The 23,295-nt window shown below is 72.1% G+C and carries 21 protein-coding genes; 8 read left to right on the top strand and 13 right to left on the bottom strand.

What is annotated here, in order from left to right:
• Positions 1 to 17: 17 nt before the first annotated feature.
• The 7 genes from priA to hisD are packed head-to-tail and all read right to left on the bottom strand — an operon-like array spanning position 18 to position 4,824.
• Complete coding sequence (gene priA / locus AB0J69_RS18955; RefSeq protein WP_364118494.1) at positions 18 to 740, bottom strand: bifunctional 1-(5-phosphoribosyl)-5-((5-phosphoribosylamino)methylideneamino)imidazole-4-carboxamide isomerase/phosphoribosylanthranilate isomerase PriA; 723 nt, start codon at positions 738 to 740, stop codon at positions 18 to 20.
• Positions 741 to 1,070: a hypothetical protein gene (locus tag AB0J69_RS18950; RefSeq protein ID WP_364118492.1), complete on the bottom strand. Its 330-nt coding sequence runs from the start codon at positions 1,068 to 1,070 to the stop codon at positions 741 to 743.
• The gene (hisH, locus tag AB0J69_RS18945) at positions 1,067 to 1,705 is read right to left on the bottom strand and encodes an imidazole glycerol phosphate synthase subunit HisH (RefSeq protein WP_364118490.1); all 639 of its coding nucleotides are present in this window, start codon (positions 1,703 to 1,705) and stop codon (positions 1,067 to 1,069) included. The genes AB0J69_RS18950 and hisH overlap by 4 nt, the downstream gene beginning before the upstream one ends.
• Positions 1,699 to 1,854, bottom strand: coding sequence for a hypothetical protein (locus AB0J69_RS18940; RefSeq protein ID WP_364118488.1), 156 nt, complete (start codon positions 1,852 to 1,854; stop codon positions 1,699 to 1,701). Before AB0J69_RS18940 ends, hisH begins: the two co-directional genes overlap by 7 nt.
• A complete protein-coding gene (gene hisB / locus AB0J69_RS18935; protein WP_364118486.1) occupies positions 1,851 to 2,444 on the bottom strand; it encodes an imidazoleglycerol-phosphate dehydratase HisB in 594 nt (197 codons plus the stop codon). The genes AB0J69_RS18940 and hisB overlap by 4 nt, the downstream gene beginning before the upstream one ends.
• Complete coding sequence (locus AB0J69_RS18930) at positions 2,441 to 3,511, bottom strand: histidinol-phosphate transaminase (RefSeq protein ID WP_364118484.1); 1,071 nt, start codon at positions 3,509 to 3,511, stop codon at positions 2,441 to 2,443. Before AB0J69_RS18930 ends, hisB begins: the two co-directional genes overlap by 4 nt.
• A complete protein-coding gene (gene hisD / locus AB0J69_RS18925; RefSeq protein WP_364118482.1) occupies positions 3,508 to 4,824 on the bottom strand; it encodes a histidinol dehydrogenase in 1,317 nt (438 codons plus the stop codon). Before hisD ends, AB0J69_RS18930 begins: the two co-directional genes overlap by 4 nt.
• Before the next feature lie 360 nt (positions 4,825 to 5,184).
• Here hisD and AB0J69_RS18920 point away from each other — a divergent pair, with 360 nt between their 5' ends.
• The 3 genes from AB0J69_RS18920 (at position 5,185) to AB0J69_RS18910 (ending at position 8,205) form a co-directional block, all read left to right on the top strand.
• Entirely contained in the window at positions 5,185 to 5,379 is a 195-nt protein-coding gene (locus AB0J69_RS18920; protein ID WP_364118480.1) for a hypothetical protein, read from the top strand.
• A 48-nt stretch (positions 5,380 to 5,427) separates the two neighbouring features.
• On the top strand, positions 5,428 to 6,438 hold the full coding sequence (gene ligD / locus AB0J69_RS18915; RefSeq protein ID WP_364118478.1) for a non-homologous end-joining DNA ligase: 1,011 nt from the start codon (positions 5,428 to 5,430) through the stop codon (positions 6,436 to 6,438).
• 87 nt (positions 6,439 to 6,525) lie between these two features.
• A complete protein-coding gene (locus tag AB0J69_RS18910) occupies positions 6,526 to 8,205 on the top strand; it encodes a trypsin-like peptidase domain-containing protein (RefSeq protein ID WP_364118476.1) in 1,680 nt (559 codons plus the stop codon).
• 3 nt (positions 8,206 to 8,208) lie between these two features.
• Here the strand turns inward: AB0J69_RS18910 and AB0J69_RS18905 are convergent, their stop codons facing one another.
• The gene (locus AB0J69_RS18905; protein WP_364118475.1) at positions 8,209 to 9,330 is read right to left on the bottom strand and encodes an MFS transporter; all 1,122 of its coding nucleotides are present in this window, start codon (positions 9,328 to 9,330) and stop codon (positions 8,209 to 8,211) included.
• Positions 9,331 to 9,384: 54 nt separating this feature from the next.
• Here AB0J69_RS18905 and AB0J69_RS18900 point away from each other — a divergent pair, with 54 nt between their 5' ends.
• Positions 9,385 to 10,140, top strand: coding sequence for a helix-turn-helix transcriptional regulator (locus AB0J69_RS18900; RefSeq protein WP_364118473.1), 756 nt, complete (start codon positions 9,385 to 9,387; stop codon positions 10,138 to 10,140).
• Positions 10,141 to 10,199: 59 nt separating this feature from the next.
• Positions 10,200 to 10,655 carry a Cys-tRNA(Pro) deacylase gene (gene ybaK / locus AB0J69_RS18895; protein WP_364118654.1) on the top strand — a complete coding sequence of 152 codons (456 nt, stop codon included), beginning with the start codon at positions 10,200 to 10,202 and terminating at the stop codon, positions 10,653 to 10,655.
• Between the two features lie 23 nt (positions 10,656 to 10,678).
• Here ybaK and AB0J69_RS18890 read toward each other — a convergent pair whose 3' ends face one another.
• Positions 10,679 to 13,168 carry a transglycosylase domain-containing protein gene (locus tag AB0J69_RS18890; protein WP_364118471.1) on the bottom strand — a complete coding sequence of 830 codons (2,490 nt, stop codon included), beginning with the start codon at positions 13,166 to 13,168 and terminating at the stop codon, positions 10,679 to 10,681.
• 63 nt (positions 13,169 to 13,231) lie between these two features.
• The gene (murA, locus tag AB0J69_RS18885; protein ID WP_364118469.1) at positions 13,232 to 14,542 is read right to left on the bottom strand and encodes a UDP-N-acetylglucosamine 1-carboxyvinyltransferase; all 1,311 of its coding nucleotides are present in this window, start codon (positions 14,540 to 14,542) and stop codon (positions 13,232 to 13,234) included.
• A 120-nt stretch (positions 14,543 to 14,662) separates the two neighbouring features.
• Between murA and AB0J69_RS18880 the strand changes: the two genes are divergently transcribed.
• Positions 14,663 to 15,121 (top strand): hypothetical protein, encoded by a 459-nt coding sequence (locus AB0J69_RS18880; RefSeq protein ID WP_364118468.1) that lies wholly within the window; start codon positions 14,663 to 14,665, stop codon positions 15,119 to 15,121.
• A gap of 3 nt (positions 15,122 to 15,124) precedes the next feature.
• Here the strand turns inward: AB0J69_RS18880 and AB0J69_RS18875 are convergent, their stop codons facing one another.
• Positions 15,125 to 16,507, bottom strand: a complete 1,383-nt coding sequence (locus AB0J69_RS18875) for an amidase (protein ID WP_364118466.1) — start codon at positions 16,505 to 16,507, stop codon at positions 15,125 to 15,127.
• Between the two features lie 39 nt (positions 16,508 to 16,546).
• Complete coding sequence (dnaE, locus tag AB0J69_RS18870; RefSeq protein ID WP_364118464.1) at positions 16,547 to 20,074, bottom strand: DNA polymerase III subunit alpha; 3,528 nt, start codon at positions 20,072 to 20,074, stop codon at positions 16,547 to 16,549.
• Between the two features lie 149 nt (positions 20,075 to 20,223).
• On the opposite strand from dnaE, the gene AB0J69_RS18865 reads away from it, so the two are divergent.
• Positions 20,224 to 21,579 carry an amino acid permease gene (locus tag AB0J69_RS18865; protein ID WP_364118463.1) on the top strand — a complete coding sequence of 452 codons (1,356 nt, stop codon included), beginning with the start codon at positions 20,224 to 20,226 and terminating at the stop codon, positions 21,577 to 21,579.
• A gap of 114 nt (positions 21,580 to 21,693) precedes the next feature.
• Positions 21,694 to 22,722 carry an SGNH/GDSL hydrolase family protein gene (locus AB0J69_RS18860; protein WP_364118461.1) on the top strand — a complete coding sequence of 343 codons (1,029 nt, stop codon included), beginning with the start codon at positions 21,694 to 21,696 and terminating at the stop codon, positions 22,720 to 22,722.
• A 99-nt stretch (positions 22,723 to 22,821) separates the two neighbouring features.
• Here AB0J69_RS18860 and AB0J69_RS18855 read toward each other — a convergent pair whose 3' ends face one another.
• Positions 22,822 to 23,082 carry a chorismate mutase gene (locus tag AB0J69_RS18855; protein ID WP_364118652.1) on the bottom strand — a complete coding sequence of 87 codons (261 nt, stop codon included), beginning with the start codon at positions 23,080 to 23,082 and terminating at the stop codon, positions 22,822 to 22,824.
• Positions 23,083 to 23,295: the final 213 nt, after the last annotated feature.

The following is a 23,295-nucleotide window of genomic DNA, read 5'->3' as shown; positions in this document are numbered from 1 at the left end:
CCCCCTCCCGGCAAGAGCTACACGCGTACCGCGGCCAGCGCGTTTTCCAGTGTGAACGCGTGAGCGTACAGGGCCCTGCCCACGATGGCGCCTTCCAGTCCGTCCGGGACGAGGGAAGAGAGAGACAGCAGGTCATCGAGGCTGGAAACGCCGCCGCTGGCCACCACCGGCTTGTCGGTGCGGGCGCAGATCTGCCGGTAGAGGTCGAGGTTCGGGCCCTGCAGCATGCCGTCCTTGGTCACGTCGGTGACCACGTAGCGGGGGCAGCCGTCGGACTCGAGGCGGTCGAGGACCTCCCACAGCTCCCCGGAGTCCTGGGTCCAGCCACGGGCGGCCAGCGTGGTGCCGCGCACGTCGAGCCCGACCGCGATCCGGTCGCCGTGCTCGGCGATGATCTTCCGGCACCACTCGGGCCGCTCCAGCGCGGCGGTGCCGATGTTGACCCGGCGGCAGCCGGTGGCCAGGGCCGCGGCCAGGGAGTCGTCGTCGCGGATGCCGCCCGACAGCTCCACGTTGACGTCCAGCCGGCCGATCACGTCGGCGATCAGGTCGCGGTTGCCGCCCCGCCCGAACGCGGCGTCCAGATCGACGAGATGGATCCACTCGGCACCCGCCTCCTGCCAGGCCAGCGCGGCGGCCAGGGGCTCGCCGTAGCCGGTCTCGGTCCCGGCCTCGCCTTGCACCAGGCGTACGGCCTGACCGTCGGCGACGTCCACGGCGGGCAGCAATACGAGCGACATTCAGATCCTCCGGTCGAAAGCGAGGGTCACGACAACGGGTGCGAGCAGCAGGGAGAAGACCAGGACGGCGAAGCTGAGCGGGAACGACCCCCAGATCAGCCAGACGATCACCTGGACGAGCAGGAAGCCGAGCGCCACCACGGCGTTCTGGGCGCGATGGCGGCGGGCGAGCAGGCCGCCCTGGCGGTAGAACCGCACCGGGCGCGGGACCACGCGGGCCACGACGGCGCGGCGGCGGGCCCGGCGGGCCTGCCGCTCCTCGTTGGCCCGGATCGCGCGCGCCCGCTCGGCCTCCCGCTCCGCCCTCCGGCGCGCGCGCTCCTTGCTCATAGGGTCTGAAGCCAGTTCTTCAGCAACGCGGCACCGGCGTCGCCGGACTTCTCCGGGTGGAACTGGGTGGCCTTGAGCGGGCCGTTCTCCACGGCGGCCACGAACGGCACGCCGTGCTCGGCCCAGGTCACGATCGGCTCGGCGAACCCGTCACCGGTGCGCAGTTCCCACTCGCGCACCCCGTAGGAGTGCACGAAGTAGAAGCGGGTGGCCGCGTCGAGCCCGTCGAACAGCACGCTGCCCGCGGGTGCCTTGACCGTGTTCCACCCCATGTGGGGCAGCACCGGCGCGTCGAGCCGCTCGACCGTGCCCGGCCACTCGCCGCAGCCCTCGGTCTCCACGCCGTGCTCGACGCCCTTGGCGAAGAGGATCTGCATGCCGACGCAGATGCCCAGCACAGGGCGGCCGCCGGACAGGCGGCGGGCGACGATCCGGTCGCCCTGCACGGCCTTGAGCCCCTTCATGCACGCCTCGAACGCGCCCACGCCCGGCACGACCAGCCCGTCGCACTCCATCGCCGCGTCGAAGTCGGGCGTCACGGTCACCTCGGCGCCGGCCCTGGCCAGCGCGCGCTCGGCCGAACGCAGGTTTCCCGAGCCGTAGTCGAGCACCACGACGTTCTTCTTGCTCACCACCACAACACCCCCGCCGTGATCGCCATCGCCGCACCGAGCGCGCAGATGGCCGCACCGATCTTGATTCCCTGCCTGGCCAGGGAGAACACGCCGCCGATCAGGAACAGCCCGATGAACACCATCACGCCGGCGAGGAGGTTGTCCGTCATAGGACGCCCTTGGTGCTCGGCACGCCGGTGGCGCGCGGGTCGGGCTCCGACGCCTCGCGCAGGGCCCTGGCCAGCGCCTTGAACTGGGCCTCCACGATGTGGTGGGCGTTGCGGCCGTACGGGACGTGCACGTGCAGGCAGATCGCCGCCTGCGCGACGAACGACTCCAGGATGTGGCGGGTCATCGTCGTGTCGTATTCGGGGCCGATCATCGGCGCCATGCCCTCGGGCTCGTGGTGCACGAGGTAGGGGCGGCCGGACAGATCGACGGTGACCTGGGCGAGCGACTCGTCCAGCGGGCACGACGCGCTGCCGAACCTCCTGATGCCCGACTTGTCGCCCAGCGCCTCGCGGAACGCGGCGCCCAGCGCGAGCGCGGTGTCCTCGATCGTGTGGTGCGAGTCGATGTGCAGGTCGCCCTCGGTCTTGACCGTCAGGTCGAACAACCCGTGCTTGCCGAGCTGGGCCAGCATGTGGTCGTAGAAGCCGACCCCGGTGGACACCTCCACCCGGCCGGTGCCGTCGAGGCCGACCTCCACCAGGACCGAGGTCTCCTTCGTGACACGCTCGACGCGACCTACGCGGCTCACAGGACTCCTTCCAGGGCGGCGCGGAAGGCCGCCATCTCCTCGCCGGTGCCGATCGACACACGCAGCCATTCTGGCGGGCCCACCTCGCGGATGAGCACCCCGCGCTCCAACATCCCCTCCCACACCTTGCGCCGGTCGGGGAACCGCCCGAACAGCACGAAGTTGGCGTCGGAGTCGGCCACCGCCAGGCCCTTGGCCCGCAGCCACGCCACCGTCCCGTCGCGCTCGCGCCGCAGCGCGTCGACCGAGCCGAGCAGCTCGGCTCGGTGCCGCAGCGCCACCCGCGCGGCCGTCTGGGTGATCGTGGACAGGTGGTACGGCAGCCGCACCAGCAGCAGCGCCTCCACCACGGCCGGGTGCGCGGCCAGGTAGCCCAGCCGGGTGCCCGCCATGGCGAACGCCTTGGACATCGTCCTGGAGACGATCAGCCTCGGGTGCGCGGGCAGCAGGGTCAGCGCCGACGGCGTGCCCTCGCGGGCGAACTCGGCGTAGGCCTCGTCCACCACGACCATGCCGGGCGCCGCGGCCAGGACCGCCTCGATGGTCTCCAGCGGCTGCGCGGTGCCGGTCGGGTTGTTCGGGGAGGTGATGAAGACGATGTCGGGGCGGTGCTCCTCGATCGCGGCGGTGACCTTGCCGGGGTCGAGCGAGAAGTCCTCCTCGCGGGCCGCCCTGACCCACTCCGTGCTGGTGCCGGTGGTGATGATCGGGTGCATGGAGTAGGACGGCTCGAACCCCATGGCGGTGCGGCCGTGGCCGCCGAACGCCTGCAGGATCTGCTGGAGCACCTCGTTGGAGCCGTTGGCGGCCCACACCTGGGCGGCCGACAGGCCGTGGCCGAGGTAGGCGGCCAGGTCGGCGCGCAGGTCCAGGGCGTCCCTGTCGGGGTAGCGGTTGAGCTCGCCGGCCCGCGCCCCGATCTCCCTGGCCAGGTCGGCGACCAGCTCGGGAGAGGGCGGGTAGGGGTTTTCGTTGGTGTTGAGCCGGACCGGGACGTCGATCTGGGGAGCGCCGTACGGCGTCTTGCCCCTCAGGTCGTCGCGGATGGGCAGGTCGTCCAGGTTCACTCGGTCTCCGTGGGCACTCGCCAGTCGAATCGGGCGCGGATCGCGGCACCGTGGGCGGGCAGGTCTTCGGCGTCGGCCAGGACCGACACGTGGGCCGCCGCGCCCGCGAGCGCCTCGCGGGTGTAGTCGACGACGTGGATGCCGCGCAGGAACGACTGCACCGACAGGCCGCTGGAGTGGCAGGCGCAGCCGCCCGTGGGCAGCACGTGGTTGGAGCCGGCGAGGTAGTCGCCGAGCGAGACCGGGGCGTAGGTGCCCACGAAGATCGCTCCGGCGTTGCGCACGCGCGCCGCGACGGACGCCGCGTCGGCGGTGTGGATCTCCAGGTGCTCGGCGGCGTACGCGTCGACGACCTTGAGGCCGTCGTCGATCGAGCTCACCAGCACGATGCCCGACTGCCGGCCGCTCAGCGCCTCGGTGATGCGCTCGGAGTGCCGGGTGGCCGAGATCTGGCCGGGCAGCTCCTTCTCGACCGCGTCGGCCAGCTCGGGACTGGTGGTGACCAGCACCCCGGCGGCGATCGTGTCGTGCTCGGCCTGGCTGATCAGGTCGGCGGCGACGTGGACCGGGTCGGCCGTCTCGTCGGCCAGGATGGCGATCTCGGTCGGGCCCGCCTCGGAGTCGATGCCGATGCGGCCCTTGAGCAGCCGCTTGGCCGCCGCCACCCAGATGTTGCCGGGCCCGGTCACCATGGTGACCGGCGCGCACTCCTCGGTGCCGTAGGCGAACATGGCCACCGCCTGCGCCCCGCCCACGGAGTAGACCTCAGCCACGCCGAGCAGCGCGCACGCGGCCAGGATCGTGGGGTGCGGCAGCCCGCCGAAGTCCTTCTGCGCCGGGCTGGCCACGGCCAGCGAGCCGACGCCGGCCTCCTGGGCCGGCACGACGTTCATCACCACGCTGGACGGGTAGACCGCGCGGCCGCCCGGGACGTAGAGGCCCACGCGATCGACCGGCACCCACCGCTCGGTCACGCTGCCGCCGGGCACGACCTGCGTGGTGACGTCGGCGCGCCGCTGGTCACGGTGGACCAGCCTGGCCCGCCTGATCGACTCCTCCAGCGCGGCCCGGACCCTGGGGTCCAGCTCGCGCAGCGCCCGGTCCAGGGCCTCGGCGGGGACGCGGGCGGAGGCGATGTCGACACCGTCGAACCTGGCGGTCAGCTCCCGTACGGCTGCCGCCCCGCGATGGCGCACGTCGTCGCAGATGAGCCGCACCTTGTCCAGGGCGGCCTCGACGTCGAGCTCGGCGCGGGGCAACACGTCGCGCAGGTCCTCGGGCAGGGAACCGCGCATGTCAATACGGGAAATCACCCTGACAGTCTACGGAGTCCGGGCCTCGAATCAGGTTCTGTCCATCATCCGGAACGAGTGACGGCCGCGGGGTGGCGCTCGCCGACGCGCACCCCGCGGCCGTCATCACCCCGGACCGGGCCTGCCGGGGCGGTGCCGTGGCCATCACGGGGGTACGGCCACGGCAGGGGAAAGCTTGGTTCTCTCCTCTGCCCGGGACCGGCCGCCGCTAACGCCCCCGGGTCAAGAAAAACCCGGGGTAACGCAAACCTAACGTTGAGTGGTTTTTGCCGCGGACACGTGTCGCCGCACGGCGCGCCCTCCCTGGGCGGGTGATTTCTTATTACTTGTCCATTATGTCCGATCCTTTACCCTTACCGCATGGGACAGTGGCGCGGGCCCGACGGCATCCTGGTCGAGGCGATCATCCTGGACGATCGCCCGCTGCTGCGCGTCTCCCACCGGGTCAACGGCCGCACCTACCTGCGCGGCTACTGCGCCACCGTCGGCGAGCTCGGCGAACACGGCGTGGACCTGGCCCTGCTGGTGGAAGACAAGCCCCTTGACCATCTGTAGACCCCCTGCCGCCACTGTCGATCAGGCGGACGGGGTACGGCATGCACCATGGTGCGGCTGCCGGCCTATTCGCCGATGCTGGCCCAGCTGGGCACCCTGACCTCCGTCCAGGGTGCGGACTGGGCCGTGGAGATGAAATGGGACGGCGTGCGCGCCCTCGCCTACGTCGAGGGCGGCGCCGTCCGCCTGATGTCGCGCAACGGCAAGGAGATCACCCCCGCCTACCCCGAGCTGCAGCTCATGGCCGGCGCCACCGGCGGGCACGCGGTCGTGCTCGACGGGGAGGTCGTGGCCTTCGACGAGGCCGGGCGGCCCAGCTTCGAGGCGCTGCAGCCCCGGATGCACCAGCGCAACCCGGCGGCCGTGGCGGAGCTGGTCAGGGCGGTTCCGGTGACGTTCATGGCCTTCGACCTCCTGCACCTCGACGGCGACAGCGTGATCTCGCGCCCCTACACCGAGCGCCGGGAGCTGCTGGAGGGCACGCTCACGCCCGGCTACCGGTGGGAGGTGCCCGTCTGGTTCGCCGACCATGCCTCGCGGGCGTTCGACTCCTCGCGGCAGCTCGGGCTCGAAGGGGTCGTGTGCAAGCGCATGAGCTCGCCGTACCGGCCGGGCCGGCGCAGCGGCGAGTGGACGAAGGTCAAGAACGTCAGGACCGTCGAGGTCGTGATCGGCGGCTGGAAACCGGGGGGCGGGCGGCGCTCGGGGATGATCGGCTCGCTGCTGCTGGGCGCGTACGACCCGCACGGGCGGCTACGGTACGTCGGCCACGTCGGCACCGGGTTCACCGAGGCCATGCTGCGCGACCTGGGCGAGCGGCTGGCACCGCTGGAGCGGCGCGAACCGGCCTTCGACGAGGAGGTGCCGCGCGAGCACTCCCGCGACGCGCACTGGGTGGAGCCCCAGGTGGTCGGCGAGGTGCAGTACGCCGAGGTCACCGGCGACGGGCGGCTGCGGCATCCCTCCTGGCGGGGGCTGCGGCCCGACCGCGAGCCGGCCGAGGCCGGCACGGCGGAGATCCGGCCGCCGGGGCACGAGGACGACGCCGCGGCGGGCTGACCGCGACACGCCACCCAGCGCTACAGTTCGTAGACTTATGGTGACTTACAGTGACTGAGAGGTTTGTCGAGCTGCTCGGGGGACACTGTGCGGAAAACTCTGGTCACCACCCTCACCACGCTGGCGGGCGTCACGCTGACGCTGCCCGCGGCGGCAGACCAGCCGCCCGCGGCCCCGGCCGCCCAGGCCGCTCCGGTGCCGCCCGTCCCGGCCGCACCGGCCCCGCCCGTCCCGGCCGACCAGCCCGCGCAACCGGCGCAGCCGGCGCAGCCGATCAAGGCGCACCAGCCCGCGCAACCGGCCCAACCGGCCCAACCGGCCCAACCGATCAAGGCGCACCAGCCCCAGCCCGCACAACCGGTCAAGGCCGGCCGGCCCGCGCCCGTCGCCGCCGCCGTGCGGGGCCGTTCGACGTGGGGGGCCGAGGCGTCGCCGCTGATGCGCCCCGGGCGGGCCGTGCGCTACTGGACCGCGGGCAAGCAGGCCAAGGCCAAGGCCGCCGACCTGCCCCCGAGCCTGCCCGGCACGGCCGCGGCCGACGTCGTCCTGTCGGCCGAGCGGCGCAGCAGCGTGCCCTCGGCCAAGCGGATCACCCCCGGCGGGGACACCAACGGCTACGCCCGCATGCCCCGCCCGTACACGAGGGCGGCGCACAGCCGGATCAGCGGCCGCCTCTTCTTCGTCAACGCGGCCGGGCACGGCGACTCCTGCACCGCCTCCGTCGTACGCTCGGCGACCAGGCTGCTCATCGTCACCGCCGCACACTGCGTCTACGGCGTCCCCGAGGGCTCCACGACCGGCCGCTGGCACAGCAGCTTCGCGTTCGTGCCCGCCTACGACGGCCGGGCGGCCGGCGAGCGGCAGCGCGAGCCGTACGGGCGGTGGGGCGGCCGGCGCGCCTGGAAGCCCGACGGGTACACCGGGATGAACGGCGGCGACTGGAACTCGATCTACGACATCGCCCTCATCGAGGTCGGCCGGCGCAACCGCACCCTCCAGGACGCCGTCGGCGCCTTCACCCCGGTCCTCAACCAGGGCGGCAAGCACACCATCGCCACCACGGGCTACCCGGGCCTGCTCGGCAGGAAGCCGTACGACGGCAGGGACCAGCTCTGGTGCCTGGGCAGGACCCGGCAGGCGCAGGGGGTCACCGGCGCCGAGACCATGCTCGCCGCCCGCGACGGCGACGCGGAGGCGAAGGCGGGGCGGCTGGAGACGTACAACTGCCACCTGTACAAGGGCCACAGCGGCGGGCCGTGGGTCGTCAAGGGCACCGGAGACCTGGTCGGCGTGCTGTCGGCGGGCAAGGAGGACGGCGAGTCCGACGGCAACTCCGTCGCCAACGCGCTCAACCTCGAAGGCTACGGCGCGATCGTCAAGAAGGCCGACCCGCGCGGCGTGTACGACGCGCTGTCGGTCAAGCTGACGGGCCCGCAGCGCCCGGTCAGGCGCGGCGACTCCACCACCGTCACGGCCACCGTCACCATGCGCGGCCTGATGGCCGCCGCCCAGGTGCCCGTCACGCTCACCCTGCCGTCCGGCGTGGACCTGGCCTCGGTCAGCGGCGCCACGTGCCGGAGCACCACCCGGCAGGCCGCCTGCACCATCGGCACCATCCACCCGGGCCGGCCGGTCCGCATCACCGCCCGGGTGAACGTGACCGGGGACGCCGCGCCTCCGCTGCCCGTCGTCGCCCGCGTCGTCTCCACCCGCCTCGACCCGACCCAGCGCGACAACACCAGCACCCTGCGGCTCCCCGTCCGGTGACGCTCAGGCGGGCACCGGCGCCGGGTCCTTGATCGTGCGCGCCAGCAGCCAGGCCAGCACCGGGAACACGATCAGGCAGGCCAGCGCCGTCCGGAGCGAGGCGGCCTCCGCCACCGCGCCCACCAGCGGGCCGGCCAGGCCGCCCGCGCTCACCGCCAGCCCCAGGGTCACGCCGCCGGCCGTGCCCACCCTGGTCGGCAGGAAGTCCTGGCCGAGCGTGACGTGCAGGGAGAAGGGCGCGTACAGGGCGATCGACGAGGCGGCGACGAACACGTACGCGGCGGGGCCCGGCACCAGCACCACGCCGGCGACCGCCGGGACGGCCAGCGCGTACGCCAGGCGCATCGTCCGCACCCGGCCCCGGCGCGCCGCCAGCCTGCCGCCCAGCACGGTGCCCACCGCCCCGCCCGCGAACAGCACGAACAGCGCCACGGCCCCGGCCGCCCCGCCACCCATGTACAGGGCCACGAAGGCGCTCAGGCCGACGTACACCACGGAACGGAACACGATCACCAGCGTCAGCCGGACGAACGACGGCCAGTCGTCCCGCCCGGAGACCGGCCCGGCGGCCCGCGCCGCCTGCCCGCCCCCGGCCAGAGCCCTGATCGCCGGCAGCGTCACCACCGCGCCCAGCACCGCCGGCAGCACCAGGAACGGCGAGGCGCCCAGACCCCATCCCGCCAGCAGCGGCGTCACCAGCACGGGAGCCGTGGCGAAACCCAGCGTCCCACCTAGGGAGAACCAGCTCATCCGCACGTGGCTGCCCTCGCTGGCGATCCTCGCCAGCCGGGCGGACTCCGGGTGGTACGCGGCCACGCCCAGCCCGGACAGTGCCACGGCCAGCCAGGTCAGCACGTACGAGTCCGCCACGCCACCGGCCGCCACCCCCACCCCGGCGACGACCATGCTCAGCGGGATCAGCCACGGCATGCGCCACCTGTCGGTCAGCACGCCGAACAGCGGCTGCACGATCGACGACAGCAGCGTGGCCGCCAGCACGATGCCGGAGACGGCGACGTACCCGTAGCCGCGCCCGGCCACCAGGAACGGCACGAGAGCGGGGACCGCACCCTGGTAGAAGTCCACGGTGGCGTGACCGGCCGCGAGCATGGGGATCCTGTTCACGCTCCGATCATGTCCCGGCGACCCGGTGGCCCGCTTCCGATAAAATGCCAACTTATGACGGGAATCCGCCACCTGCCCGAAGCCCCGACCGGGCGGCGCTCCCTCGCCCCCGGCGCCGGCATCGACGCGCACCGGCACGACACCCACCAGATCGTGTACGCCTGCCGCGGCGTCCTGTCGGTCACCACGGACGCCGGCACCTGGGTGGCCCCCGCCAACCGGGCGATCTGGGTGCCGGCGGGAACCGTGCACGAGCACCGGGCCCACGGGGACACCGACGTGCGGCTGGTGGGGCTCACGGACAGCCCGCTCGGGCTGGACCGGCCGGCGGTGCTCGCAGTCGGACCGCTCCTCCGCGAACTGATCATCGCCTACACCGGCACCCCCACGAGCGGCGGCGGGAGACATTCCGACGGGGGCGAGCGGGGCCGGCTGCTGGGCGTGCTGCTCGACCAGCTGAGGCGCGCCCCCGAGCAGCCGCTCCACCTGCCCACCGCCAAGGACCCGCGCCTGGCCGCGGTCTGCGCCGCCCTGCACCGCGACCCCGCCGACAACAGCACCCTGGCGCGGCTCGCCGCCCGGAGCGGGACCAGCGACCGCACGCTCGCCCGCCTGTTCCGGGCCGAGCTGGGCATGAGCTTCCCCCAGTGGCGCACCCAGCTCCGCCTCCACCACGCCCTCCTCCTGCTCGCCGACGACGTGCCGGTGACCGCCGTCGCGCACCGGTGCGGGTGGGCGTCGGCGAGCGCGTTCATCGACGTGTTCAGGAGGGCGTTCGGGTACACCCCCGGCCGGGCCTTTACATTGTAGATTCGCTACAATTGAGCCCCGTGAGCAAATCGAAAGGCAAGGGCGGCACTCCGGCCACCATGGCGCTGACCAACGCCAAGGCCGAGTTCACGCTCCACCCGTACGAGCACGACGCCTCCGCCCAGGCCTACGGCGAGGAGGCCGCGGACGCGCTCGGCGTGCCGTACGAACGGATCTTCAAGACGCTGGTCGCGGAGGTCGAGAGCGGGCTGGCGGTGGCCGTCGTGCCGGTCGCGGGCAAGCTCGACCTCAAGGCCCTGGCCAGTGCGCTCAACAGCAAGCGGGCCGCGATGGCCGACGCCGCGAAGGTGGAGCGGGTCACGGGCTACGTCGTCGGCGGCATCAGCCCGCTGGGCCAGCGCAAGCAGCTCCCGACCGTGGTCGACTCCTCGGCCCTCGACTTCGAGACGATCTACTTCTCGGCCGGGAAGCGGGGCCTGCAGATCGAGACCGCCCCCGACAACCTCATCACGCTCACCCGGGCGGTCACCGCCCCCATCGGCAAGGCGGGCTGACGCCCGGCGGGCCGATGGGTCGGTCAGTCAGGCCGCCCGAGCATGCCGGGGTAGTCGCGTCCCGGCCCGCCGGGACGCTCGCGCCCGGGCATCCCCGGCGGCTCCAGCCCACCGGGCCGCCCGTGGCCGTACATGCCCGGGTGATCACGCCCAGGCGCCCCGGGCCGTCCCTCGCCGGGCATGTCGGGCCGCCACTGGCCGAGCATGCCGGGATGCCCGGGCCGCTGCGCGGGCCCGTCGGCCGGCCCAGGCTCGGGACGCTCCACGGGACGGTCGCTCTGAGGTGACCGCAGCAGCCGGTCGGCACGGCCCTCCTGCTGCCACTCGATCGACGGCGCCGTCGGGCTCTGCCCGAGCAGCCACTCGAAGAGCCGGCGGTGCCGCCGGAAGAACGGGTGGACGCCGCGCTTCTTGCGCTTCTCCTCGGCGAGGGCCTTCTCCAGCCCCGGCGTGTGACCGCCGCCGAAGCGCGACATGTCCGGCCCCGGGAACCCCTTCGGCTCCGTACGCCGCAACGCCGGCCCCATCGACTCCACCCAGATCGGCCCCGGCAGCGACGCCCCCTGCACCGACCCGTAGTACCGGTCCCCGATCTGCACCCCCTGCAGCGGGAACCGGTACGACCCCCGGATGTCCCCCACGCTGACCGCCGCCGCCAGGGCGGGCGTGTAGCCGGCGAACCAGGCCGAGGTGTAGCCGTTGTTGGTGCCCGTCTTGCCCGCGGCGGGCCGGCCGATGCCCTGCCCGTGCATGGTGCCCTTGTCGAAGACGCCCTTGAGCACGTGGTTGACCGCGTCCGCGACCGGCTTCTCGATGACCTGCTCGCACGCGGGCGGCACGTGCGTACGCCGCCCGTCCCTGCCCGTGATCTCCACGATGGCCAGCGGCCGGCAGTACAGTCCCCTGGCCGCGAACGCCGCGAACGAGGCGGCCACCGTCACCGGGTCCATCTCGTTGACGCCCAGCGTGAACGTCGGGACCTCCCGCAGCGGCGCCCCGTCCGCCCTGGTGACGCCGAGGGCCCTGGCCGTGCGCACCACGTTGCAGAGCCCGACCTTGCGCTCCAGCATCATGTAGAAGATGTTCACCGACTTCCAGGTGCCGGTCTCGATGCTGTGCGGCCCGCCCTCGCCCTCGCCGCTGGCGTTGAGCACCCGGGTGCCGGGGTCGTTGACGGACCGGCCCGCGCAGTTGCGGTAGCCCTGGGCGGGGCTCATCGCCCCCGGCGTCTGGAAGCCGTCGTTGAACCGCCAGCCCTGCTTCAGCGCGGTGGCCAGGGTGAACACCTTGAACGTCGAACCGGCCTGGAAGCCCTGCCCGCCCCCGTGGGCGACGTCGGCGGGCAGGTTGAAGGTGGTCTTGGGGCCGTTCTTGCGGTTGCCGGGGTTGCGGCCGAACCGCTTGCTGGCCGCCATCGCCTTGATCCGGCCGGTACGCGGCTCCACCATCGCCTCGGCGGCCACCTCGGTGTCCTCCGGCGAGACGTGCCGGCGGATGGCCCGGTCGGCGGCGCGCTGCGCGATCGGGTCGAGGCTGGTCCTGATCACCAGGCCGCCCCTGGCCATCCTGGCCCGGCGCTCGGCGGCGGTGTTGCCGAAGACGGGGTTCGACAGGAGCTCCTGCTTCACGTACAGGCAGTAGAACGGGTAGTCGCTCTGCTCGCACCCGCCGGGCTCCGGCCGGAGCCTGATGTTCAGCGGCGCGGCCTTGGCCTGCGCCGCCTCCTGCTGGGTGATCTGCTTGAGCCCGGCCATGCGGTCGAGCACGAGGTCGCGCCTGCCTTTCAGCCGCTCCCGGTGCGCCTGGCCGAGCGAGGGATCGGTCGAGTACGGCATCCGCACCGCCCCCGCCAGCGTGGCCGCCTGGGTCAGCGTCAGCCGGGAGGCCGAGGTGGAGAAGAAGCGCCTGGCCGCCGCCTCGACGCCGTGGGCCCCGGCGCCGAAGTAGGCGATGTTCAGGTAGCGCTCCAGGATCTCGTCCTTGCGGTACTTCTTCTCCAGCGCCAGCGCGAGCCGCAGCTCGCTGATCTTGCGGGCCAGGTTCGGGGCGCGGGCCCGGTCGCGCTCGGCGTCGCTGCGCGCGCTCTCCACCAGGATGTTCTTGACCAGCTGCTGGGTCAGCGACGAGCCGCCCTGCCGGATCCCGCCCGCCTGGGTGTTGGTGAGCAGCGCCCGGATCGTGCCCCTGACGTCGAGGCCGCCGTGCTCGTAGAAGCGGGCGTCCTCGATGGCCACGATGGCCCTGCGCATCACGGGCGCGACCGCGCCGAGCGGGACGGCCGTCCTGTTGGCCTCGTAGAACTGGGCGAACTGCCGGCCGTCCTTGTCCAGCAACCTGGTCACCTGCGCGAGCGGCTCCTCGCGCGGTGCGGGCGGCAGGTCGACGAAGGTGTTCGCGACACCCATGGCGGCGAGGCCGCCCCCGCTCACCAGGGGTGCGGCCAGTGCGGCCGCCAGCACCCCGCCGAGTGCCCCCGCCAATCCGAGCGCTCCGACGGATCTGAGTACGGTCACGTCAGATGGTGTGCGACGTCCAGGTCGACGGCAAACGCCCGTTTCCGACGTCTTTACCGATATTTACCGCTGCCTGCGGATGTTCAGACCCAGCGAAGCGAACTGCTCGAACGGCCGGTGGTAACCGCGTTCGATGTGGTGCACCCCGCGCAGCGTGGAGGGCCCGTCGGCCACCGCCGCCGCCAGCACGGCCGAGAACCCGGCCCGGATGTCGGGCAGCGTAACGTCGGCGCCCTTGAGCCTGGACACCCCGCGCACGACGGCCGAGTGGCGGGCGTTGGTGTCGTGGTAGCGGCAGGCGGGGCCGCCCAGGCACTGGTCGAACACCTCGATCTCGCAGCCCATCTTCTGCAGCGCGGGCACGTACACCAGGCGGTTCTCGAAGACCGTCTCGTGCAGCACCGACATGCCCTGGCTCTGCGTGAACAGCACCATCAGCGGCGTCTGCCAGTCCGTCATGAACCCGGGGTGCGTGTCGGTCTGCACGGCCGCCGCGCGCAGGCCCTCCGGGGGCGCGGTGGCGCACAGGTACTCGTCGTTGATGTCGAACTGGGCGCCCATCCTGGCCAGCGTGGTGATCGCGGTGACCAGGCGGTCCTGGGGGCAGCCGTGCACGCGTACCTCGCCCTGGGTGACCAGGCCCGCCGCCAGGTACGAGAACGCCTCGATGCGGTCGCCGGTCAGCCAGGTCTGGGCGCCGCGCAGCCGTTCGACGCCCTCGATGACGATCCTGCGGTCGGGCGAGAGCTCGATCCTGGCCCCCATCCGCTGCAGGAACAGCGCCAGCTCCACCACCTCGGGCTCGGTGGCCGCGTTCTTCAGCACGGTCTTGCCGTCGGCCAGCACCGCCGACATCAGCACCGTCTCCGTGGCGCCCACGCTCGGGTACGGCAGCTCGATCCGGGTGCCGTTGAGGCGTTTGGCCTTGGCGTAGATGCCGGCGTCGCCCACCTCCACCTCGGCGCCCATCGCGCGCAGGGCCTCCACGTGGAAGTTCACCGGCCGCCGCCCGATCGGGTCGCCGCCCACCAGCGGCACGAACGCCTCACCCGCCAGGTGCAGCAGGGGGCCGAGCATGAGGATGGGGATGCGGTTCAGGCCGGTGAACGCGTCGGGGACCCGGGGCTCGATCTCCGGGCCCTGCTCGATCCTGATCTCCGTGCGGGAGATCTCGACGTTGATGCCGAGGGCCCGCAGCATGGCGGCGGTGATCTCGACCTCGCCCACCTCGGGGGCGTTGTGGATGCTGCTCTCGCCGTTGCCCAGCATGGCGGCGACCATGTGCTTGGACACGCCGTTCTTCGAGCCGCGCACTTCGACGTCGCCCCGGAGCGGACCGGAGGGTTCTATCTGCCAGACCTCTTCTGCAATCACGAAGCGAGCCTAACCGGGGGATACCATCGAGCTGATTCGGACGTACATGTGAGGGGGAGTGGCGTGACGAGGGAAGTACGCGCTTTTGCGGTATCTGTCCTCACTCTCGCCACTCTCGGATTGGCCGCCGGGCTGCTCTGGTCAGGGCTGACGCCGCGGGCGCCGTACCAGGTCACCGACCGGGGCACGGTGCTGGCCGACCCGACGACGCAGGCGCTGATCGCGGCCGACGGCTGGTTCGCGGTGATCACGGGCGGGCTGGGGCTGCTGTGCGGCGGCGTCGCCTGGTTCATCGGGCGGCGCTGGATGCTGCCGGTGCTGCTGGGACTGTGCGCGGGCGGGATGCTGGCCTCGTTCCTGACGTTGTGGGTCGGGTCCACGTTCACCATCGGGGCGGTCACGGTGGAGGCGGCCGCCGTGCCGGGGGCGAAGATCGTCCCGGGTGCGCTGAAGCTGACCGCCTCCGGCGTGCTGGTGTCCTGGCCGCTGGTCGCCGTGGGGTTCTTCGGGCTGCTGGAGGGCATGCACGGCTACCGCGAGTCGCCGCTGCGGCAGCCGTACGGGATCGGACCCGAGTAGCGGCTACAGCGGCGGCCGGCGCAGGCCGTGGCCGGTGGCCTCCTCGAACGCCCGCGCCACCCGCAGCACCCTCGCGTCCTCGAACGGCCTCCCGACGATCTGCACGCCCACCGGCAGGCCGTCGCCGGTGAACCCGGCCGGGACCGAGGCGGCGGGCGAGTGCAGGACGCTGATCCAGTAGGCCGAGCGCATCCAGGCCAGGTAGTCGGGCAGCCGCCGCCCGTTGATCTCGCTCACGTGCGGGTGCTCGACGGGGAACGGCGGCACCTGGCTGACCGGCGCGATCAGCACGTCGTAGGTGTCGAAGAACGCGGCCATGCGCTGGTAGAGGCGGCTGCGCGCGACCTCGGCCCGGGCCAGGTCGGCGCCGGTGACCTTGCGGCCCTGCTCGACGTTCCAGGCGGTGTTGGGGCCGAGCCCGCTCTTGTCGCCGTGGGCGAGCAGGTAGTACCAGGCCCGGTAGGTCCTGAACGCGTCCTCGGCCCCGGTCAGGTCCGGCTCGACCTGCTCGACGCGGGCGCCGAGCCGCTCGAACACGGCCGGCGCGGTCGCCGTGACCGCCGCCGTCCTCGGGTCCACGGGCAGCCCGCCCAGGTCGGGGCTCCACGCCACGCGCAACCCCGCCACCCCTCGCTCGGGCTCCGGCGCGAAGACCTCCTTGATCGAGTACGGGGAGCGGCGGTCGAACCCGGCGATGGTCCCGAACATCAGCGTGACGTCCTCGACCGTCCTGGCCATGGGACCGGGGACGGCCAGGGTGAACCAGGCGGCGGTGTCGGAGGGGTCGGGGACGCGGCCGGGCGTGGGCCGCAGGCCGACGACGTTGCAGAAGGAGGCGGGGTTGCGCAGGGAGCCGCCCATGTCGGAGCCGTCGGCCAGCGGCACCATGCCGGTGGCCAGCGCGACGGCGGCGCCCCCGCTGCTGCCGCCGGCGGACTTGGACAGGTCGTAGGGGTTCCTGGTGGCGCCGAACACCTCGTTGACGGTGTGGGAGCCGGTGCCGAACTCCGGGGTGTTGGTCTTGCCCACGGTGACGGCGCCCGCCGCGCGCAGCCGCCGCACGATCAGGTCGTCCTCGTCGGGGACGTTGTCTGCGAAGAGCGGCGAGCCGTAGGTGGTGCGGATGCCGGCGGTGTCCACGAGGTCCTTGTGCGCGACCGGTACGCCGTGCAGCGGTCCGGCCCGGTCCCCGGACGACAGGGCCGCGTCGGCCGCCTTCGCCGCCTCGATCGCCCGCTCGGCGACGAGGGTGACGACGGCGTTGACGCGGGGATTGACCTCTTCGATGCGGTCGAGGTGGGCCTGGAGGACCTCCACGGCGCTCACCTGCCGGGTCCTGATCAGCCGGGCCAGCTCGGTCGCGGTCAGGTAGTGCAGTTCGCTCACGCTGCGATCCTGCCCCACGACCGCCGGGGAGGCGAGCGGTCAGGCCCCCAGGCAGGCGGGGCCGAGGAGTTCTTTGAGGTCGCCCATGAGGGCCGGTGACGGCGTGACTCGCAGCCGGTCCCCCACGCGCAGCACCGTCGTCCTGGGCCCGTTGTGGACCTGCAGGTGCACCTCCGACGTCCCCGGGTGCGTGGCGAGGATCTCCTTCAGCCGGCCTACCACCGGCGGCGTGCAGCGGTTCAGCGGCAGGCTCACCAGCAGCGGCCCGCCGGACTCCTGGCTCAGGTCGGGCGCCGTGACCTCCATGGCGATGATCTTCGCCACGTCCTCGCGCCTGTCGATGCGCCCCTTGACGAACACGATCGCGTCCTCGGCCAGGATCGTCGAGCACAGCTGGTACGCCGAAGGGAAGATCATCACCTCGATCGAGCCCTCGAGGTCCTCCAGCTGGGTCAGCACCCAGGTGTCGCCCTTCTTGGTGACCTTGCGCTGCACCCCGCTGAGGATGCCGCCCACGGTCACCACCTGCCCGTCGGAGCGGCTCTCGTCCTGCACCGCCGCGATCGAGCAGTCGGCCCCGGCCGCCAGCACGTGCTCGACGCCGAACAGCGGGTGGTCGGACACGTAGAGGCCGAGCATCTCGCGCTCGAACTGCAGCAGCGTGTTCTTGTCCCACTCGCCCACCGGGATCTGCACGTCAAAGGTCTGGTCCTCGCCGCCGTCGATCGCCCCGAACAGGGAGTCCTGGCCGATGGCCTCGTTCTTCTTGATGTCGATGATCGCGTCGAGGGCCTGCTCGTGCACCATGACCAGGCCCTTGCGCACGTGGCCCAGCGAGTCGAACGCGCCCGCCTTGACCAGCGACTCGATCACGCGCTTGTTGCAGACCACGGCCGGCACCTTGCGCAGGAAGTCCTTGAAGTCGGTGAAGCGGCCCTTCTGCTTGCGCGCGGAGATGATGCCGCCGACGACGTTGCCGCCGACGTTGCGCACCGCCGAGAGGCCGAAGCGGATGTCGGTGCCGCGCGGCGTGAAGTCGAAGTCGGAGTCGTTGACGTCCGGCGGGAACACCTTGATGCCCATGCGGCGGCACTCGTTGAGGTAGAGCGCTGACTTGTCCTTGTCGTCCTTCACCGAGGACAGCAGCGCGGCCATGTAGGCGGCCGGGTGGTTGGCCTTGAGGTAGGCGGTCCAGTAGGCGATGAGGCCGTAGGCGGCGGTGTGGGCCTTGTTGAAGGCGTAGTCGGAGAAGGGCAGCAGGATGTCCCACAGCGCCTTGACGGCGGCGTCGGGGTAGCCGTTGTCCTTCATGCCCTGCTCGAAGGAGGCGTACTGCTTGTCCAGCTCCGCCTTCTTCTTCTTGCCCATCGCGCGGCGCAGCAGGTCGGCGGCGCCCAGGGAGTAGCCGGCCACCCGCTGGGCGATGGCCATGACCTGCTCCTGGTAGATGATCAGGCCGTGGGTCGTCTCCAGGATGTCCTTGAGCGGCTCCTCCAGGGCGGGGTGGATCGGCGTGATCTCCTGCTGGCCGTTCTTTCGCAGCGCGTAGTTGGTGTGGGAGTTGGCGCCCATCGGGCCGGGGCGGTAGAGCGCGAGGGCGGCCGAGATGTCCTCGAAGTTGTCGGGGCGCATGAGGCGCAGCAGCGAGCGCATGCCGCCGCCGTCGAGCTGGAACACGCCCAGCGTGTCGCCCTTGGCCAGCAGCTCGTAGCTCTTGCGGTCGTCGAGCGGCAGCCCGAGCAGGTCGACCCGCTCACCCGTGGTCGCCTCGATCATCTTGAGGCAGTCGTCCATGATGGTGAGGTTGCGCAGGCCCAGGAAGTCCATCTTCAGCAGGCCGAGCGTCTCGCAGGTCGGATAGTCGAACTGCGTGATGATCGCGCCGTCGGAGTCGCGGCGCATGATCGGGACGTGGTCGGTCAGCACCTCGGCCGACATGATCACGCCCGCGGCGTGCACGCCGGTCTGCCGGATCAGGCCCTCCAGCCCCTTGCCGAGGTCCATCGTCGCCTTGACGTCGACGTCCTCCTCGTAGAGCCGGCGCAGCTCGCCGGCCTCGGCGTAGCGCGGGTGGTCCTTGTCGAAGATGCCCGCCAGCGGGATGTCCTTGCCCATGACGGCGGGCGGGAACGCCTTGGAGACTCGGTCGCCCAGCGCGTAGGGGTAGCCCAGGACGCGGCCCGCGTCCTTGATGGCGGCCTTCGCCTTGATCGTGCCGAACGTGGCGATCATGGCGACCTTGTCGGCGCCCCACTTCTCGGTCACGTAGCGGATCACGTCCCCGCGCCTGCGCTCGTCGAAGTCGATGTCGACGTCGGGCATGGAGACGCGCTCGGGATTGAGGAACCGCTCGAAGATCAGGCCGTGCGCGATCGGGTCGAGGTCGGTGATGCCCATCGCGTACGCCACCAGCGACCCCGCCGCCGAGCCCCGGCCGGGCCCGACCGGGATCCCGTTGGCCTTGGCCCACATGATGAAGTCGGCGACCACGAGGAAGTAGCTCGGGAAGCCCATCTGCTCGATGATCCCGATCTCGTACTCGGCCTGCTTGCGGTGCTGCTCGTCGTAGCCCTCCGGCCAGCGCCGGTCCATGCCCTCCCAGACCGTCCTGCGGAAGAACTCGCTCTCCGTCATGCCGTCGGGGATCGGGTAGGTCGGCATGAGGTTCTTGAACTCGAAGAACCCGGCCGGGTCGACCTTCTCGGCCACCAGCAGCGTGTTGCGGCAACCCTCGGCCCACAGGTCGGAGGAGTCGATCGCGCGCATCTCGTCGGCGGTCTTGATGTAGTAGCCGCTGCCGTCGAAGCGGAAGCGGTCGGGGTCGGACAACTGCTTGCCGGTCTGGATGCACAGCAGGGCGTCGTGGGAGGCGGCGTCGGACTCGTAGGTGTAGTGCGAGTCGTTGGTGACCAGCGGCGGGATGTCGAGCTCCCGGCTGATCCGGGTCAGGCCGTCGCGGACCCGGCGCTCGATGTCGAGGCCGTGGTCCATGATCTCCAGGTAGAAGTTGTCCTTGCCGAAGATCTCCTGGTATTTCGCGGCGGCCTTGAGCGCCTCGTCGTACTGCCCGAGCCGCAGCCTCGTCTGCACCTCGCCCGACGGGCAGCCGGTGGTGGCCATGAGGCCGTCGGCGTGCTCGGCCAGGAGCTCGGCGTCCATGCGCGCCCACTTGCGCACGAAGCCCTCGGTGTAGGCGCGCGACGACAGCCGCATCAGGTTGTGCAGGCCCGTCTTGTCGCGCGCCCAGATCGTCATGTGGGTGTAGTAGCCACCCGCCGAGACGTCGTCCTTGCGCTGGTGCGGCTCCCCCCACAGCACCGGCTTCTTGTTGTGGCGCAGCTCAGGCGCGACGTAGGCCTCGATGCCGATGACCGGCTTGATGCCGGCTTCGGTGGCCTGCCGGAAGAAGTCGTAGGCGCCGTGCATGTTGCCGTGGTCGGTGATCGCGATGGCGGGCATGCCCAGGTCGCCGACCTGTTTGAACATCTGCTTGAGGCGCGCGGCCCCGTCGAGCATCGAGTATTCGGTATGCACGTGCAGATGGACGAACGAGTCGCTGGACGACATTGAGCGGCGGCCTCCCGGTCCCAACGTGTGGTGCGATCCGACTTTAGTCGCCGCCACCGACAACCCGCGGCCGCCCGCGCGCCAGGAGCCGTCGCGATCAACGGCACCGATATCCTCGATCTCACCCAACGTCATCAAGGAGTCACTCGGTGCGCACGCAGACGGACGAGGGATACACGCACGCGCTGGGCAACCGGCAGGTCCAGATGATCGCCATCGGCGGGGCGATCGGCGTGGGCCTGTTCCTGGGCGCCGGGGGCCGGCTGGCCGCCGCCGGCCCGGCGCTCGTGCTCTCCTACACCGCCGCCGGCGTGGCCGCCTTCTTCGTCATGCGGGCGCTCGGCGAGCTCGTGCTCTACCGTCCGGCCTCGGGCTCCTTCGTCGAGTACGCCGGGGAGTTCATCGGCCCGTGGGCCGCCTTCGCCAGCGGCTGGATGTACTGGATCAACTGGGCCTTCACCGGCATCGCCGAGCTGACGGCCATCGCCGCGTACATCACCTACTGGGCGCCCGCGTTCCCCGAGTGGCTCACCGCGCTGATCGCGCTCTGCTTCGTGATGACGGTCAACCTGCTGTCGGTGCGCCTGTTCGGCGAGCTGGAGTTCTGGTTCGCCATGCTCAAGGTCGTGGCGATCACCGTCTTCCTGGTCGTGGGGCTGGTGCTGGTCGTGTTCGCGGTCGGCGCGGCGGGCCCGCACAACCTGGTCTCCCACGGCGGGTTCTTCCCGACCGGGTTCCCGCTGGTGCTGATGAGCCTGCAGTCGGTGGTGTTCGCGTACGCGTCGATCGAGCTGGTCGGCATCACGGCGGGCGAGACGGCCCGGCCGCACGAGGTCATGCCGAAGGCGATCAACGGCGTGGTGTGGCGCATCGCGATCTTCTACGTCGGCTCGGTGGCGCTGCTGGCCATGGTCCTGCCCTGGACCGCCTACCGGGCGGACACCTCCCCGTTCGTGACGGTCTTCTCCGGGCTCGGCGTCCCGTGGGCGGCCGACGCCATGAACCTCGTCGTGATCACCGCCGCGCTCTCGTCCTGCAACTCGGGCCTGTACGCCACGGGCCGCATCCTGCGCTCGATGGCCATGAAGCAGGAGGCCCCCCGCTTCGCCGGCGCCCTCAGCAGCCGGCACGTGCCGATCGGCGGCATCCTGTTCACCGCGATCATGTTCCTGGCGGGCGTCGCGCTGTTCTACTTCCTGCCCGAGCGGGCCTTCAACATCGCCACCGCCGTGGCCTCGCTCGGCGTGATCACCACCTGGGGCGTCCTGGTCTACTGCCAGACCCGCCTGCGCCGCACGGGCCACCGCTCGGCCTTCCCGATGCCCGGCTCGCCCTACACCAACTGGCTGACGCTCGCGTTCCTGGCGCTGGTGGTGCTGCTGATGCCGTTCGCCGACAAGGACCAGCGGGTGGCCTTCTACCTCATCCCGGCCCTGGTCGCCGGCATCGCCCTGGGCTGGCGGGTCATCCGCCGCCGGCGCGCCGCCGCCGGCGCGCAACCGTAGCGGCCCGGCCACGCCCGCGCCGATCATCGGCTGGGTAGTCTCGATGGCGCAGAAGGAGGAGTCGCCACCCGGGAGGTCACGCTGGACGAGGCTAGACGCAGGATCGTCCAGATCGTGGCGGCGGCCGTGGCCGGCGCCACGATCGCGGTGGCGGGCCTGCCCCTCGGCGTCTACCCTAAGCTGGCCTGCGCCGTGCTGGACGCGGGCTGCCCCACCGCCGGCGAGCCGTCCGGACGGCTGCCGCGGCCGGTCCGGCTGACGCCCGTGCAGGTGGCGCAGAGCGGCCGGTACGTCGCGCTGGGCGACTCCTACTCCTCGGGCGAGGGGGTCTACGAGCAGGACACCGCGCCGGTCAACGACGGGGCCGACCGCTGCCACCGGTCGACGGGCTCGTACGTGCCGCTGGTGGCGCGGGCCTACCGGTTCGGCGGCGGCACCGCCTTCTACGCCTGCAGCGGCGCCACCACGCGCGAGCTCCTGTCCGGCCAGCACGGCCAGCCGCCCCAGGTCACCCGCGTGGACTCCGCGGCCAGCCTGGTGACGCTGAGCATCGGGGGCAACGACGCCGGCTTCACCAAGGTGCTGACGGGCTGCATCGTCAAGATCCCGTGGTCGTCGGCCTGCGTCGACCAGGACGCCGCCGTCGGCCGCCGCATCGAGGAGCTGAGCACCAGCATGCGCAAGGTCCTCAGGGAGCTGCGCGTGCGCGCCCCCGGCGCCCGCGTCATCGTGCTGGGCTACCCCCGGCCGTTCCCCGAGAACCCGGTGGAGAGCGTCGACAACCTGACCGTCGAGGACCAGCGCTGGCTCAACGGCGTGACGCGGCGGCTCAACGACACGGTGGGGTCGGTGGCGGCGGAGTTCGACCGGGGCCTGGCGGCGTTCGGCGCCCCGGGCAGCGTCGAGTACGTGGACGCCTACGAGGCGTTCGCGGGCCACGAGGTGGGGCGGCCGCAGCCGTTCCTGAACGGGCTGGCCATGGACATGGAGGAGCTGACGGTCAACGCGCGCAGCTATCACCCGACGGGCGACGGCTACCGCCGCTTCGCGGAGCTCATCACGAAGCAGATCGCCGCGGGCCCGGGCCGCCCGATGAACAACTTCCGCCTGCCGGACGACCGGCCCCCCGCCGCGGGCCCCTGACGCCTCCCGCCCCGCCCGACTCGCCGTCGCAGGCGCCTGACGCCTCCCGGACGCCCGGACTCCCCGCCGCCGGCCCCTGACGCCTACGGCCCTGCCCGGCTACCGCCCCGCCCGCTCCTCGGCCAGGTGCAGGCCGGCCTCGATGACCGCGTTCATGATGGGCGAGAGCCTGGCCTCCCCCAGCGAGGGCGCCCGCACGGCCATCCTGGCGACGAGGGCGCGCTCCCTGGCCAGGTCGCGGCCGGCGAAGCCGCCCACCGGCTTGATCCGCTGCACGATGCCCGCCAGCACCGCCCGCCGCTCCAGCAGCGTGCCCAGGGCCGCGTCCACGCGGTCGATCGCCTGGCGGCACTCCGCCAGCGTGGTGGGCGCCTCGTTCCGGACGAGGGCGCCGACGAGGGTGACGGCCTCCTCGGCCACCCGCCGGTCGTCCGCCGGGACCGGCGTGCCCGCCGTGCCGATGATCAGGCCGTCGGCCCCGGCCGCGACGGCGGCGGCCGACAGGCCGAGGTCGCCCGAGACGTCCGCCAGCACCGGGCGCCCGGAGGCGGCCCTGGCCGCCCGCATGAGCCC

The sequence above is a fragment of the Nonomuraea sp. NPDC049709 genome (assembly GCF_040674815.1).
Taxonomy (GTDB): Bacteria; Actinomycetota; Actinomycetes; order Streptosporangiales; family Streptosporangiaceae; genus Nonomuraea.
The sequence above is the reverse complement of the archived record's forward strand: the minus strand, read 5'-3'. Positions and strand labels throughout refer to the sequence as shown.

Coding starts and splice junctions, on each gene's coding strand:
- priA (WP_364118494.1), bottom strand. CDS start 740: ATGTCGCTCGTATTGCTGCCCGCCGTGGACGTCGCCGACGGTCAGGCC.
- AB0J69_RS18950 (WP_364118492.1), bottom strand. CDS start 1,070: ATGAGCAAGGAGCGCGCGCGCCGGAGGGCGGAGCGGGAGGCCGAGCGG.
- AB0J69_RS18940 (WP_364118488.1), bottom strand. CDS start 1,854: ATGACGGACAACCTCCTCGCCGGCGTGATGGTGTTCATCGGGCTGTTC.
- AB0J69_RS18920 (WP_364118480.1), top strand. CDS start 5,185: ATGGGACAGTGGCGCGGGCCCGACGGCATCCTGGTCGAGGCGATCATC.
- ligD (WP_364118478.1), top strand. CDS start 5,428: ATGGTGCGGCTGCCGGCCTATTCGCCGATGCTGGCCCAGCTGGGCACC.
- AB0J69_RS18900 (WP_364118473.1), top strand. CDS start 9,385: ATGACGGGAATCCGCCACCTGCCCGAAGCCCCGACCGGGCGGCGCTCC.
- ybaK (WP_364118654.1), top strand. CDS start 10,200: ATGGCGCTGACCAACGCCAAGGCCGAGTTCACGCTCCACCCGTACGAG.
- dnaE (WP_364118464.1), bottom strand. CDS start 20,074: ATGTCGTCCAGCGACTCGTTCGTCCATCTGCACGTGCATACCGAATAC.